13 protein-coding genes are annotated in these 13,558 nt (G+C 70.2%); 4 read left to right on the top strand and 9 right to left on the bottom strand.

Translation table 11 applies throughout. The features are described from left to right. Nucleotides 1-178 precede the first annotated feature (178 nt). The 3 genes from arc to E9934_RS15740 all read right to left on the bottom strand — a co-directional run bounded on the left by arc (nt 179) and on the right by E9934_RS15740 (nt 4,178). Complete coding sequence (gene arc / locus E9934_RS15750) at nt 179-1,951, bottom strand: proteasome ATPase (protein ID WP_136563856.1); 1,773 nt, start codon at nt 1,949-1,951, stop codon at nt 179-181. Between the two features lie 104 nt (nt 1,952-2,055). Next, nucleotides 2,056-3,006 (bottom strand): tRNA (adenine-N1)-methyltransferase, encoded by a 951-nt coding sequence (locus E9934_RS15745; protein ID WP_136563855.1) that lies wholly within the window; start codon nt 3,004-3,006, stop codon nt 2,056-2,058. Between the two features lie 35 nt (nt 3,007-3,041). Further along, nucleotides 3,042-4,178, bottom strand: a complete 1,137-nt coding sequence (locus E9934_RS15740) for a site-2 protease family protein (RefSeq protein WP_238695003.1) — start codon at nt 4,176-4,178, stop codon at nt 3,042-3,044. Between the two features lie 64 nt (nt 4,179-4,242). Here E9934_RS15740 and E9934_RS15735 point away from each other — a divergent pair, with 64 nt between their 5' ends. After that, complete coding sequence (locus tag E9934_RS15735; RefSeq protein ID WP_136563854.1) at nt 4,243-5,139, top strand: RecB family exonuclease; 897 nt, start codon at nt 4,243-4,245, stop codon at nt 5,137-5,139. Here the strand turns inward: E9934_RS15735 and E9934_RS15730 are convergent. The 6 genes from E9934_RS15730 to E9934_RS15705 all read right to left on the bottom strand — a co-directional run bounded on the left by E9934_RS15730 (nt 5,100) and on the right by E9934_RS15705 (nt 11,775). Beyond that, nucleotides 5,100-6,383 carry an ABC transporter ATP-binding protein gene (locus E9934_RS15730; RefSeq protein WP_136563853.1) on the bottom strand — a complete coding sequence of 428 codons (1,284 nt, stop codon included), beginning with the start codon at nt 6,381-6,383 and terminating at the stop codon, nt 5,100-5,102. The genes E9934_RS15735 and E9934_RS15730 overlap by 40 nt on opposite strands. After that, nucleotides 6,367-7,449 carry an ABC transporter ATP-binding protein gene (locus tag E9934_RS15725; RefSeq protein ID WP_136563852.1) on the bottom strand — a complete coding sequence of 361 codons (1,083 nt, stop codon included), beginning with the start codon at nt 7,447-7,449 and terminating at the stop codon, nt 6,367-6,369. Before E9934_RS15725 ends, E9934_RS15730 begins: the two co-directional genes overlap by 17 nt. Further along, nucleotides 7,446-8,384, bottom strand: coding sequence for an ABC transporter permease (locus E9934_RS15720; RefSeq protein ID WP_136563851.1), 939 nt, complete (start codon nt 8,382-8,384; stop codon nt 7,446-7,448). Before E9934_RS15720 ends, E9934_RS15725 begins: the two co-directional genes overlap by 4 nt. Before the next feature lies 1 nt (nt 8,385). Beyond that, on the bottom strand, nt 8,386-9,417 hold the full coding sequence (locus E9934_RS15715) for an ABC transporter permease (RefSeq protein WP_136563850.1): 1,032 nt from the start codon (nt 9,415-9,417) through the stop codon (nt 8,386-8,388). 8 nt (nt 9,418-9,425) lie between these two features. Continuing rightward, nucleotides 9,426-10,991 carry an ABC transporter substrate-binding protein gene (locus E9934_RS15710; protein ID WP_136563849.1) on the bottom strand — a complete coding sequence of 522 codons (1,566 nt, stop codon included), beginning with the start codon at nt 10,989-10,991 and terminating at the stop codon, nt 9,426-9,428. Between the two features lie 109 nt (nt 10,992-11,100). Beyond that, a complete protein-coding gene (locus tag E9934_RS15705) occupies nt 11,101-11,775 on the bottom strand; it encodes an HAD family hydrolase (RefSeq protein WP_238695002.1) in 675 nt (224 codons plus the stop codon). Nucleotides 11,776-11,846: 71 nt separating this feature from the next. Here E9934_RS15705 and E9934_RS15700 point away from each other — a divergent pair, with 71 nt between their 5' ends. Genes E9934_RS15700 through E9934_RS15690 form a run of 3 tightly spaced genes read left to right on the top strand, consistent with a single transcriptional unit; the run spans nt 11,847 to nt 13,434 of the window. Then, on the top strand, nt 11,847-12,512 hold the full coding sequence (locus tag E9934_RS15700; RefSeq protein ID WP_136563848.1) for a lysophospholipid acyltransferase family protein: 666 nt from the start codon (nt 11,847-11,849) through the stop codon (nt 12,510-12,512). Between the two features lie 8 nt (nt 12,513-12,520). Continuing rightward, nucleotides 12,521-13,114, top strand: a complete 594-nt coding sequence (locus tag E9934_RS15695; protein WP_136563847.1) for a DUF4304 domain-containing protein — start codon at nt 12,521-12,523, stop codon at nt 13,112-13,114. 35 nt (nt 13,115-13,149) lie between these two features. After that, nucleotides 13,150-13,434 carry a hypothetical protein gene (locus tag E9934_RS15690; protein WP_136563846.1) on the top strand — a complete coding sequence of 95 codons (285 nt, stop codon included), beginning with the start codon at nt 13,150-13,152 and terminating at the stop codon, nt 13,432-13,434. Nucleotides 13,435-13,558: the final 124 nt, after the last annotated feature.

Genomic DNA, 13,558 nt, shown 5'->3' with positions numbered 1-13,558 from the left:
CGGTGCGGGGCCCCTCGGTGTGCTCAGCTGGGCTCAGCGACCCTTGGCGACCTTGACCGCGGAGGTGACGCCGAGCGCGACGAGGACGACGACGACGAGCTTCTTGACCATGGGGGCTCCTTGAGGAAGTGGTGCTGCTGGGACGTGTCTCACCCTAGGCGAGTCGGCCAAGCAGAACTCAGAGGTACTGGCCCGTGTCGTTGACCGTGTCGATCGACCGGCCCGGCTCGGTGCCCTGCTTGCCGGTGACGAGGGTGCGGATGAAGACGATCCGCTCGCCCTTCTTGCCGGAGATCCGCGCCCAGTCGTCGGGGTTGGTCGTGTTGGGCAGGTCCTCGTTCTCCTTGAACTCGTCGACGCAGGCCTGCAGCAGGTGGGAGACCCGCAGGCCCTTCTGGGCCTCGTCGAGCCCCGCGTCGAGGAAGTCCTTGATCGCCATCTTCTTCGCCCGGTCGACGATGTTCTGGATCATCGCGCCCGAGTTGAAGTCCTTGAAGTAGAGGACCTCCTTGTCGCCGTTGGCGTAGGTGACCTCGAGGAAGCGGTTCTCGTCGGTCTCGGTGTACATCCGCTCCACCGTCGCCCGGATCATCCCGGTGATGGCCGCCTGACGGTCGCCCCCGAACTCGCGGACGTCCTCGCCGTGCAGCGGCAGCGTGTTCGTGAGGTACTTGGAGAAGATGTCGCGGGCGGACTCGGCGTCGGGCCGTTCGATCTTGATCTTCACGTCGAGCCGGCCCGGCCGCAGGATGGCCGGGTCGATCATGTCCTCACGGTTGGACGCGCCGATGACGAGGACGTTCTCGAGGGTCTCGACGCCGTCGATCTCGCTCAGCAGCTGCGGGACGATGGTGTTCTCGACGTCGGAGGAGACGCCGGATCCGCGGGTGCGGAACAGCGAGTCCATCTCGTCGAAGAACACGATGACCGGCGTGCCCTGCGAGGCCTTCTCCCGGGCCCGCTGGAAGACGAGGCGGATGTGCCGCTCGGTCTCGCCGACGTACTTGTTGAGCAGCTCGGGGCCCTTGATGTTGAGGAAGTAGGACTTCCCCTCGGCGCCCGTCTTGGCGGCGACCTTCTTGGCAAGGCTGTTGGCGACGGCCTTGGCGATCAGCGTCTTGCCGCAGCCCGGAGGGCCGTAGAGCAGGATGCCCTTGGGCGGCTTGAGCTCGTGCTCGAGGAAGAGCTCGGGATAGAGGTAGGGCAGCTCGACGGCGTCCTGGATCATCTCGATCTGGTTGCCGAGGCCACCGATCGACTCATACGAGATGTCGGGCACCTCCTCGAGGACGAGCTCCTCGACCTCCGACTTGGGCACCTTCTCGTAGACGTAGCCGGCGCGGGCGTCGAGCAGCAGCGAGTCGCCGGCGCGCAGCGTCTCGGTCAGCAGCGGCTCGGCGAGCTTCACGACCCGCTCCTCGTCGGCGTTGGCGATCACGAGGACCCGCTCGCCGTCGGCGAGGAGCTCCTTGAACATGACGACCTCGCCGACGGACTCGTAGTCGAAGGCGGCGACCACGTTGAGGGCCTCGTTGAGCATGACCTCCTGGCCGCGGCGCAGGGCGTCGAGGTCCACGGCGGGGCTGACGGTCACGCGGAGCTTGCGGCCCCCGGTGAAGACGTCGACGGAGTCGTCCTCGTTGCGCTGCAGGAAGGTGCCGAAGCCGGCGGGCGGCTGGGCGAGCCGGTCGACCTCCTCCTTGAGCTTCAGGATCTGGTCGCGGGCCTCACGCAGCGTGGAGGCGAGCCGCTCGTTCTGCGAGGTGACCGCGGCGAGGGAGCGCTGGGTGTCGGCGAGGCGCAGCTCCAGCGAGTGGGGCGGGCCCCCCGGTGCGGCCGCTGCCCGGCGCCGGAGATCGTGGACCTCGTCCTCGAGATAGCGGACCTGGTCCTCGAGTTCCTCCCGGCTCGGGGACCGGTGGCTGCCTGACGTGCCATCACTCGTGCTCATGGGACACCTCCTGTCGTCGACCCTACTCGTGCGGGTGTGACACGGACGTGCAACGCGAGCGATTCCTTTGCAACGTTTCGGTTGCGCCGGCGCAGCCTCCAGGTTCAGTCCTCGGTGGGGGCCTCGGGCAGCTCCGGCACGCCCGGAGGACGGGGGCCGTCGTAGTCCGGGCCGTAGGCGCCCGGGGCCGGCCGGCGCTTCTTGAGCGGCGCCCGCTCGCCGGGTGCCATCCGCCGCGCCGTCACCAGGAAGGCGGTGTGGCCGATCATCTTGTGGCCGGGACGCACGGCGAGGCCCTCGACGTGCCAGTCACGGACCAGCGACTCCCACGGGGCCGGCTCGGTGAAGCCGCCGTGGAAGCGGACGGCCTCCACGAACTTCGAGAGCTGGGTGGTGGTGGCGACGTAGGCGCAGACGATGCCGCCGGGCAGCAGGGCGTCCGCGGCAGCGTCGAGGCAGTCCCAGGGCGCGAGCATGTCGAGGATGATCCGGTCGCAGCGCTCGCCGGACGCCGGCAGCGCCTCGGCGAGGTCGCCCAGCGTCAGCTGCCACGCGGGGTGGTCGCCCCCGAAGAACTGGGTGACGTTGCGACGCGCCACGTCGGCGAACTCCTCGCGGCGCTCGTACGACGACACCCGGCCGTGCGGCCCGACCGCACGCAGCAGAGAGCAGGTCAGCGCGCCGGAGCCGACGCCGGCCTCGACCACGCGGGCGCCCGGGAAGATGTCGGCCATCGCGACGATCTGGGCGGAGTCCTTGGGATAGACGACCGCCGCGCCGCGGGGCATCGAGACGACGAACTCCGAGAGCAGCGGGCGGAACACGAGGTACTCGCCGCCTGCCGAGGAGGTGACGGTGAAGCCCTCCTCGCGGCCGATCAGCTCGTCGTGGTCGAAGTGGCCCTTGTTGGAGAAGAAGCGCTTGCCGGCGACGAGCTCGAAGTTGTGCTTGCGGCCCTTGCCGTCGACCAGTCGCACCCACTCCCCCTCACGCAGGGGGCCGCGGTGGACACCGGACCAGGCGTCCTGGGGTACGTCGGGGGTCGTGTCGCTCACCGGCGCAATCTATCCGGTGCGGTGTGCGGTGCCGGTCAGCGGTTCCGACGCAGTGTCCGGGCCACGTCGGAGGCCGCGAGCACGCCGTGGACGCCGCCGTCGTCGGTGACGAGGACGTACTCGCTGGCCGGCGACTGCCGCAGGGTGGCGATGAGGTCGTCGCCGCTGATGTCGACGGGCAGGACCAGGCCGGGGCTCAGGCTCCGCGCGACCGAGGCGACGGGGACCCAGGGACGTCGTTCGTCGGGGAGCGCCGTCGCTGCCCGCTCGTCGACGACACCGACGGGGCGACCGCCTGCGTCGACGGTGACGATGCCGCCGGCGCCGGCCTCCGCGGCCCGGCGCAGCGCCTCGGCCAGGGGCAGGTCGCCGGGCGCGGCGAGCGCCGGGCGGGCGAGGTCGCGGGCGACCACGGCGCTCAGGCCCTGCAGCACCTTGGCCGAGGCCAGCGACTGGCTCGCCCCGGTCCAGAGGAAGACCGCGACGATGGCCAGCAGCACGGGGCTGACGAGGCTGCCGGTCCCGGCGCTGAGCACGGCCCAGACGACGACCGCGATCGCGGTGAGCCGGCCGCCCCAGGAAGCCACCACGGTTGCGGTGTGCATCTTCCCGGTCGCCGCCCAGACACCGGCCTTGAGGACCCGGCCGCCGTCGAGGGGAAGTCCGGGGACGAGGTTGAGGACGCCGATGATGAGGTTGGACCCCGCGAGGCCCTCGACGACCAGGCGCAGCAGACCGTCGGGCAGCAGGAACCAGAGGCCGAGCGAGGCCAGGCCCACCCCGATGGAGGTGAGCGGTCCGACGACGGCGATCCAGAACTCCTGGCGCGGGCGCCGGGACTCCCCGGAGATCGCGGTGGCGCCGCCGAGGAAGTGGAGCGTGATCGACTCGACCCGGAAGCCGAAGCGTCGGGCCATCACGGCGTGCGAGCCCTCGTGCAGGAGGATCGCGAGGTAGAGCGCGATCGCGAAGGCGAGACCGACGACGTACTTCCAGCCGCCCAGCCCCGGCTGCACCTGGTCAACCCGTGGCCCCATCAGCCAGGCGATGAGCGCGGCGACGAGGAACCACGACGTGGAGACCAGCACGTCGCTGCCGGCGATCGTGCCGATCCGCAGCATCCCGCGCGGCACCGGCGGACGGGGCGGCGCGGGTGAGGAGGGATCAGGCACGTGACGAGGCTAGCCAAGCCGCACTCGGCCGGGAGTGTCGGTGCCCCCGCCTAGGGTGCGGGGCATGACAGCAGAGGTGGCGCCCGCGGATCCCGCCGAGCGGCGCGGGACGCGGGTCGACGGCGTCGACGTGATCGGCGCGCTGTCGCCGTCGCGCGTCGGCGACTTCCTCAACTGCCCGCTGCTCTACCGGTTCCGCTCGATCGACCGGCTGCCGGAGCCCGCCTCCCCCGCGGCCGTCCGGGGCACGCTCGTGCACCGGGTGCTGGAGCAGCTCTTCGACCTGCCCGCCGCCGACCGCCTGCCCGAGCGCGCCGAGCTGCTGATCGAGCCGGCGTGGGCCGAGCTGCAGGAGGCCGAGCCCGCGCTGGCGGAGATGTTCGGCAACGACGTCTCCCAGATCGCGGCGTGGCTGGTGTCCTGCCGCGACAGCCTGCGCACCTACTTCGACCTCGAGGACCCGACCCGGCTCGAGCCCGCCGACCGGGAGCTCTACGTCGAGACGCTCACCGACGCCAGGGTGCTGCTCCGCGGGGGGGTCGACCGGGTCGATGTCGCGCCCGACGGCGCGATCAGGGTGGTGGACTACAAGACGGGCCCGTCCCCTGGCGAGAGATGGGAGGGCAAGGCCCTCTTCCAGCTCAAGTTCTATGCGCTGGCGCTGTGGCGGATGCGCGGGGTCGTCCCGTCGATGCTGCAGTTGATCTACCTCGGCAACCGCGAGGTGCTGCGCTACGAGCCCGACGAGCAGGACCTGCTGGCCACCGAGCGCAAGGTGCTGGCGGTGTGGGACGCCATCCGGACGGCCACGGAGCAGCAGGAGTTCCTGCCCCGCCCGGGTGCCGGCTGCCGCTGGTGCACCCATCAGGACCTGTGCCCCGCCTACGGCGGCACTCCGCCGCCCTGGCCCGCCCGTCTCGATCAGCCGCCGGCGGAGTCGTCCGGAGAGTCGTCCGGATAGAGCACGCACGCCACGTCGACGCCTCCGGCCCGGCGCAGTGCCGGGTCGACGCCGGGGTGGAAGTCGACCCGCACGCCGGCCCCGTCGTCGGTGACGTCCGCGACGCCCCGCCACAACGGCTCGTCCGGCTCCTCGTCCCGGATCCGGTCCAGGATCGACCGCACCGCGTCGGCGCCGCCCCGGCCCACGTGGACCGAGGTGTCCGGCCGGGCGAGCGCGTCCAGCGAGCCGACGGCGGCCGACTCGGCGTCGTACTCCTCCGGCGTGCGGCGGGTCCAGTGCGTCTCGAGCAGCGTCCTCAGGTCGCGAGCCTCCCAGCCGCACTGCGCGACGGCCTCCGGGCAGCGGGGGTGGAACGAGCAGCCGAGCGGTGGCACGGCGGCATCCGGCACCTCCCCGCGGGGCAGGTCCTTGGCGACGGCGCGCGCCGGATCCGGGTCGGGCGCCGCCCGCAGCAGCGCCTTCGTGTAGGGGTGTCGCGGGTTCGCGAAGATCTCCTCGGTGTCCCCGATCTCCACGATGCGGCCGAGATACATGATCGCGATCCGGTCGCAGAAGAACTTCGCGCTGGCGAGGTCGTGGGTGATGTAGACGTAGCTGAGCCCGAGGTCCTGCTTGAGGTCGAGCATCAGCTGGAGGATCTTGGCGCGCACCGACATGTCGAGCATCGAGATCGGCTCGTCGGCGACCAGGACCCGCGGGCCCATGACGATCGCCCGGGCCAGCACCACGCGTTGCTTCTGGCCGCCGGACAGGTCGCGGGGGTACTTGTCGAGGAACAGCTGCACGGGCGAGAGGCCGACCCGCTCGAGCGCCTCGACCACCCGCTCGCGACGCTCGACCGACGACTTCATGCCGTGCACCCGCAGGGCGTCCCCCACCGCCTCGGCGACGGTCATCGACGGGTTCAGCGCTGCGCTGGGGTCCTGGAAGACCATCTGGATCGACTGGCGCAGCGCGCGCAGCTCACTGCGGCTCATCGACGTCAGGTCGGCACCGTCGAAGCCGATCGTGCCGCTCGTCGCCGGCGCGAGGCCCAGCAGGGCGCGCCCGAAGGTCGACTTCCCGCTGCCGCTCTCCCCGACCAGGCCCAGCACCTCGCCCTCGCGCAGCGTCACCGAGATGCCGTCGACGGCTCTGACGACGCCGGCGTCGCGGCCGACCAGCCGGCCCAGGGTGCCGCCGCGCAGGCCGAAGTGCACCGAGAGGTCCCGGACGTCGATGAGGTCAGGCTTCGTCGGCAACGGCCAGCTCCTCCTGCTGCAGGCGAGCGGTCCCGCCCGCGGGGATCAGGTCGGTCGGGCCGACGGCCCAGCACTCGACCTGACCGCCGCCGGGACGCTCGATGGTGATCGGGTCGGTGGTGGCGCACACGGCCATGGCCTGCGGACAGCGCGGGGCGAAACGACAGCCGGGCGGCGGATCGATCAGGTCCGGGGGCGAGCCGGGGATGAAGTTCAGCCCGGTGGTGCGCAGGGAGATCGTCGAGCGCAGCAGCTCTCTCGTGTAGGGATGCTGTGGCGCGGCGAAGACGTCGGCGACCCGGCCCTGCTCGACGATCCGGCCGGCGTACATCACGGCGACGCGGTCGCACGCCTCCGCGACGATGCCGACGTTGTGGGTGATCAGCAGCAGCGAGGTCCGGAAGTCGCGCCGCAGGTCGTTGAGGATCTGCACGATCTGCGCCTCGACGAGGACGTCGAGGGCCGTGGTCGGCTCGTCGGCGACGATGAACGCCGGCCGCAGCACCAGGGCCAGCGCGATCATCAGTCGCTGCCGCATCCCGCCGGAGAACTCGTGCGGATAGGACCGGTAGCGCGTGGGCGGGATCCCCATCATCCGCAGCGCATCCAGCGCGCGTTGGGTGACCTCCCGCTTCGGCAGCTTCGGCTCGTGCTGCCGGATCGCCTCCTCGAAGTGGGCGGAGACCCGCAGCAGCGGGTTCAGCCGGGTCATCGGCTCCTGGAAGATCATCCCGAGCTGGCTGCCACGCAGACGGTGGGCGTCGCGCGGCGACATGGTCAGGACGTCCTCGCCGCGGAACCGGACCTCGCCGTCCCGCTTGGCGCCGGCGGGGAGCAGCCCCATCAGTCCGCGGCCCAGGGTCGACTTCCCGCACCCCGACTCCCCCACCAGGCCGAGGGTCTCGCCGGGAGCGAGGTCGAAGCTGACGCCGTCGACCGCGCGGATCGCGCCCCGGGTCGTGCCGTACCAGACCCGGACGTCGCGGGCGGAGATCACCGGTCCGTCCCCGGTGACGTCGGGCTGGAACTCCGCCTCCAGGACGGGGTCGAGCTCGGGCTGCGTCATCGGTCCTCCCGGGTGGTCATCACGACCGGCAGCAGGCGCCGCTTGCGCAGGGTCGGGTTCAGCGTCTCGTTGAGGCCCTCGCCCACGAGGGTGAGTCCGGTGACGAGCAGCACGATCGCGAGGCCCGGGTAGAGGCCGGTCCACCAGACCCCGGCCCCGGCGTCGGCGAGAGCACGGTTGAGGTCGTGGCCCCACTCGGCCGCGTCGGTCGACTGGATGCCGAGTCCGAGGAACCCGAGGCCCGCCAGCGTCAGGATCGCGTCGGCCGCGTTGAGGGTGCCGATCACCGGGACGCTCTGGATCACGTTGCCGAAGAGGTAGCGGCGCATGATCACGCCGTCCTTGGCGCCGATCGCGCGCGCGGCCTCGACGTACGTCGCCTCCTTGGCGCTGACGGTCGTGTTGCGGACGACGCGGTAGTACTGCGGGATGTAGATCGCCGAGAGCGACATCGCCACGGCCAGCACGCTGCCGCCGAACAGGTCGGTGAGCAGGAACGAGAACACGATCGCCAGCAGGAAGGAGGGGAAGGCGAAGAGGGCGTCCATCACCAGCAGCAGCACCCGGTCCAGCCAGCCGCCGTAGTAGCCCGAGACCAGACCGAGCGGCACGCCGATCACGACGCAGATGAGGATCGACAGGATGACGACCTCGATCGCCGTACGGGCGCCCCAGATGGTCCGCGACATCACGTCGAAGAGGAGCCGGTCGGTGCCGAACCAGTGCTCGCCGCTCGGCGCTCCGGCCTTCGGGAAGTCCACGCCGTCGGCGGAGGCCTGGGCGAAGCCGTAGGGCGCGATCCACGGGGCGAAGATCGCGAGCAGGACGAAGATGCCGGTGATGACGAGGCCGATGACCAGCATCCAGCGACCGAGTCCGGCCGTCTGGGTGAAGGGCGTGGCGAGCGCCCGCAGCACGCGTCGGAGCGCGGCCATGTCAGTACCTCACCCTCGGGTCGATGAGGGCGTTGACCACGTCGACCAGCACGCTGATCAGGACGACCGCCACGGCGAAGAGCGTCACGATCCCCTGGACGGCGCCGTAGTCGCGCTCGTTGATGTAGTCGACCAGCTTCTTGCCCAGCCCCGGCCAGTTGAAGGTCGACTCCGTGAGCACCGCTCCGCCGAGCAGCAGCGCGAACTGCAGTCCGATCACGGTGACGACGGGGACCAGCGCGTTGCGGAAGGCATGGCGCCAGGTGACCTTGCGGCGGTCCAGGCCGCGGGCCTCGGCCGCCTCGACGTAGTCGGCCTGCATGGTCTGGAGGATGTTGACCCGGACGAGGCGGATGAACACCCCGCAGATCAGCAGGCCGAGCGTGCAGGCCGGCAGCACCAGGTGGAGCAGCACGTCCTCGATCGCCGCGCCGTCGCCGCTGAGGAACACGTCGATCAGCAGGATGTGCGTCGTCGGCTCGACGGTGAACACGGTGCGGGGACTTGCCGCGCCGGAGGTCGGGAGACCGAGCGGCGCGGCGACGTAGGCCTGCAGCAGGAACCCGACGAAGAAGATGGGCGCCGCGTAGGTGAGGATCCCGAACAGGCGGATCGCGACGTCCGGCACCGAGTCGCGGTAGCGACCCGCGACGAGACCCAGCGGGATCCCGACCAGCAGGGCGATGAGGAACGCGACGACGGTCAGGCTGAGCGTCGCTCCCCCGTTGTCCCGAACGACGTGGAGGATCGGCTGGTTGTCACTGAACGTGGTGCCGAAGTCGAGCTTCATCACGGACACCAGGTAGTCCCAGTACTGCTCGATGAGAGGGCGGTCGAAGCCCAGCGCGGCGCGCCGTTCGTCGAGCGCCTCCTCGTCGAGCTTCCCCCCGAGGGCGGCGGACACGGGGTCGCCGGGTGCGACCCGCAGGATCACGAAGACGAGGGTGAGGATCACCCAGATCATCGGGATGACGAGCAGGATGCGCTGCAGGATGTAGCGAGGCAGCGACCCCGTGCCGGTGGAGCCGGTCATGCAGGACGTCAGCTCTTGTCGACCAGCCAGAACCGGAAGATGAACGACGGGTCGAGCGTGTCCTCGACGCCCTCCATCCCCGCGCCGTAGACGGCGGTGTTCTTGCCGACCCACGAGGGGATGAACGGGACGTCGTCCGCCACGATCTGCTGGAGCTGGCCGAAGGCGTCCTCGCGGACCGCCTGGTCGTCCGTGCCCTGCTCCTGCTGGACCAGCTGGTCGGCCTTCGGATTGGAGTAGCCGTTCTGGAAGAAGCCGCCGTCGACGAGGAAGACCGACAGGTAGTCGTCGGTGTCCGGGTAGTCCGGGAACCAGCCGAGCATCCAGAGGTCGTAGGCGCCTTCCTTGTAGATCGTCTGGTACTGCTCCCACTCGGTGCTCTTCAGGTCGACCTCGAACAGCCCGCTCTCCTCCAGCTGGCGCTCGAGCTCGTTGGCCTCGTCCTCCGCGTTCGGGCCGTAGTGCGTGGGCGTCCAGCCGACGGTCAGCTTGACCGGCGTCGCGACACCGGCAGCGTCGAGCAGCGCCTTGGCCTTGGCGGCGTCGGGCTCGCCGTACGTCGACTCGAACGTGTCGGCCTGACCGGCGTAGCCGGGCGGGACGATGGAGTAGAGCGGGTCAACCGTGCCGTCGTAGGCGGTGCTCGCGATGGCCTCGCGGTCGAAGACCTGGGCGGCGGCCTGGCGGACGGCCTTCTGCTTGCCGACCTGGCCGGCGACGTTCCAGACCCAGTAGCGGATCTCCGAGCCCTCGCCGCTGGACACCGTCACGTCGTCGTTGCTCTCGAGGTCGTTGACGTCGGTCGGGCTCAGTCCGCGCCAGGCCACGTCGACCTCGCCGTTCTCGACGGCGAGCTTGAGGGCGGAGGATTCGGAGTAGTACTTGACGAAGACCTGCTCGGTCGAGCCCTCGTTGTCGCCCGTGTAGTTCTCGTTGAGCTCCAGCACGGCCTGGTCGTCGGCCTTGTACTGGCTGAGCTTGTAGGGGCCGGAGCCCACGACCTTGTCGTCGTCGAGCTTGGTGTCGGCGGGGAAGGTCTCCTCGTCGACGATGGCGCCCGCGCCCGGATAGGTCAGCACGTACTGGAAGGTCGTGTCGGGCTTGTTGAGGTGGAAGGTGATCGTCTGGTCGTCGGGCGTCTCGATCGCGCCGTCGTCGAGGACCACGACGTCCTTGGCGTCCTTGTGGGTGATGCTGCCGAGCAGGTAGATCGCGGCGCCGTTGGGGTCCTGGATCGTGATGGCCCGCTCGAAGCTGTACTTCACGTCGGAGGACGTCAGCTCGTTGCCGTTGGAGAAGGTGAGGCCCTCCTTCAACGTGCAGGTGAAGGTCTGGGGGTCGTCGTAGGTGCACGACTCCGCGGCGTCGCCGACGATGTCCGTCGAGCCGGCCGGGACCGTCACGAGGGTCTGGTAGAGGTTGTACTCCAGGGTGGAGGAGCCGAGGTCGTAGGACCCGGCCGGATCCAGCGCCGTCACCGAGTCGGTGGTGCCGAGGATCCAGGAGCCGTCGGACGAGCTGCTGTCGTCGCCACATGCCGTCAGGCCCAGCGCCAGCGTTGCGGCGCCGGCCATCGCCAGGAATTTCCGATTCACGAGTCGTACCCGCCATATCTCCCGAGAGCGGTCCCCGCGGATCAGGGACCAGGATGACGCGGAAGATACTCCGGTGGGATGCCGCTGGCTACGGCAGATTCACGGTCGAAGGGTCTCGAAAGGGCAACGATTCGAGATCGGCGGCCGTGACGTCCGTCAGCGAGCGGCGGTAGTGGAAGCCGGGCTGCGGAGGGACCTCGACGTGGTTGGGGACCACCAGCACCTGCATCCCGGCCGCCAGCGCCGAGGCCGCCCCGGGAGGCGAGTCCTCGATGGCGACACAGTCCTCGGGTCGGGAGCCGAGCGCGGCCGCCGCCGTGAGGTAGGGCTCCGGGTGGGGCTTGCCGTTGGCGACCATGTCGCCGGTCACCACGACGCGGAAGGTCTCGGGCGGGAGCTGCGCCAGGATCGGCGCGACGAAGCGCTGGTAGGACATCGTCACCAGCCCGCACGGCACCCCGGCCTCGTGGAGCTCGAGGAGCAGCTCGCGAGCGCCCGGACACCAGGGCACCGCCTGCTCGACCTGCCGGACGACGCCGTCGAGCAGCATCTCGACGATCTCCTCCGGAGACTCGTCGAGGTGCAGCTTGGCCTTGATATAGGTGCCCGAGACCAGCAGGTCGTTGCCGACCAGCGACATCGCGTCCGCCTGGGTCCACGTGCCGCCGTTGGCCTCGGCGATCGCGTGCTCGGTCGCCATCCAGTAGGGCTCGGTGTCGACGACGGTTCCGTCCATGTCGAACAGGACTGCGGCGGGCTTCACGCACCGATGGTTTCACGCGGCCGTGGCATGGCCGTCATCCTCGACCGTCTCCCGAGGCCTAGGCTGTGGCCGTGCTCTACGAGGCCCTGCATGCCGTGGTCCCTCCTCTCGCCCGCGCCGTGTGGCGGCCCACGGTGGAGGGCGTCGACCGCGTGCCGATGACTGGCCCGGTCCTCTTCGCGAGCAATCACCTCAGCTTCGCCGACAGCGTCGTGATCCCGATCGTGGCGCCGCGCAAGGTCGTGTTCCTGGCGAAGGCGGAGTACTTCACCGGCGCCGGCATCAAGGGCCGGATCAGCAAGGCGTGGTTCGAGGGTCTCGGCATGGTGCCCGTCGACCGCAACGACACCCGCGCCGCCCTCAACTCACTCGACGTCGCCCTCGAGGTGCTCGGACGGGGTGAGGCCTTCGGCATCTACCCCGAGGGCACCCGCTCCCGCGACGGCCGGCTCTATCGCGGTCGGACGGGCGTGGCCCAGCTCGCCCTGACCGCCGGCGTGCCCGTCGTACCCGTCGGGCTGATCGGCACCGACCAGCTGCAACCGGTCGACTCCCGCTGGCCCCGCCGGGCCAAGGTGACCGTCCGGTTCGGTGATCCCCTCGACGTCACCGGACGCTTCGAGGGTGTCGCGCCGGGACGTGCCCGTCGCGAGGTGACCGACGAGATCATGGCCGCGATCCACGGTCTCACGGGCCAGGAGCTGGCCGGGGCCTACAACGAGGCGCCCGTCGCCTGAGGTCGGACGTGAGCTCACTCAGCCGCTTCATCAGCGACATGGCTCCCGCTCTCCGTCGGCGCGGGTACGCCCGTCGCGGCACGACCTTCCGGCGGGAGTTCAGTGCAGGCGACTGGGTGGTCGTGGAGTTCCAGGCGCACCGCTCCCCCGCTGCCCCACTGTCCTTCTACGTCAACCTCGGCGTGACACTCGGCTGCCACACCCGATTCGTCCTCGACGGCAGCCCGGCATCGAGACCGCCCACCGCAGCCATGGGCTTCTGGTCGCGCCGACTCGCGCCGGATCCCACGGCGATGCTCCAGGGCCCGTGGCTCCTCGATCCCGACGACGGCCCGGCCGTGCGGGACTTTGCTCTTGCCCTCGAGAGTCATCTCGACGAGCTCGACCGGATCGCCGATCCGACCGTCCTTCTCCAGCTCTCCCGCGAGAAGGCCCTGATGACGGACAAGTCCAGGTCGGGGATCACCTTGCCGGCCGAGGCCGCGGAAGCCTTGCTGTTACTCGACGCGGGCGACGTCGATGGTGCGGGACGGGCGGCTCGGGCGCGTCTCGCGGTGCACCCGGACAACCCGGTCGGCGCCTGGGTCCTGGACCGGGTCTGAGAGACCGTTCCGGCCTTCGATGGAAGGATGCGGACATGGATCGAAGAGAGGCTCGGCGCGTCCTCGGGCAGCGGGTCGAGGAGCTACGGCAGCTGTCCTTCGAAGCCTTGCGCGATACGTGGCTCGACAGCCCGGACTGCGAGAAGGTGCAGGCGCCGGACGGCAAGGGGTATCAGATCGAGATCGAGGCTGTTTGGGACAGTGAGGCCGACGGCCATCTGCGGATGCTCTGCTCGATCGACGACGGCGGTCTCTCCGCACTGATGCCGATGTCCGACGGCTTCATCAAAGCGTCCGATGAATCCTTCGTCGGTGAGTGATTCGTGCGCCAGCGCTATAGCTGCGGCCAGGCGATGACGGCTCCTCAGATCAGGGGCGCCCAGCGATGACGGTGAAGTCACAGGGGTCTGCCCCCAGTCTGGTTGACACCTGACCTCTGAGGTT

This window comes from Nocardioides caeni, from assembly GCF_004912195.1.
GTDB lineage: Bacteria > Actinomycetota > Actinomycetes > Propionibacteriales > Nocardioidaceae > Nocardioides > Nocardioides caeni.
This window is presented reverse-complemented; position numbering and strand designations above follow the sequence as displayed.

What these genes read in the sequence shown, in the direction of transcription:
- E9934_RS15725 (WP_136563852.1), bottom strand. Translation starts at nt 7,449, where the DNA reads ATGACGCAGCCCGAGCTCGACCCCGTCCTGGAGGCGGAGTTCCAGCCC.
- E9934_RS15735 (WP_136563854.1), top strand. Translation starts at nt 4,243, where the DNA reads ATGACAGCAGAGGTGGCGCCCGCGGATCCCGCCGAGCGGCGCGGGACG.
- arc (WP_136563856.1), bottom strand. Translation starts at nt 1,951, where the DNA reads ATGAGCACGAGTGATGGCACGTCAGGCAGCCACCGGTCCCCGAGCCGG.
- E9934_RS15710 (WP_136563849.1), bottom strand. Translation starts at nt 10,991, where the DNA reads ATGGCCGGCGCCGCAACGCTGGCGCTGGGCCTGACGGCATGTGGCGAC.
- E9934_RS15690 (WP_136563846.1), top strand. Translation starts at nt 13,150, where the DNA reads ATGGATCGAAGAGAGGCTCGGCGCGTCCTCGGGCAGCGGGTCGAGGAG.
- E9934_RS15715 (WP_136563850.1), bottom strand. Translation starts at nt 9,417, where the DNA reads ATGACCGGCTCCACCGGCACGGGGTCGCTGCCTCGCTACATCCTGCAG.
- E9934_RS15720 (WP_136563851.1), bottom strand. Translation starts at nt 8,384, where the DNA reads ATGGCCGCGCTCCGACGCGTGCTGCGGGCGCTCGCCACGCCCTTCACC.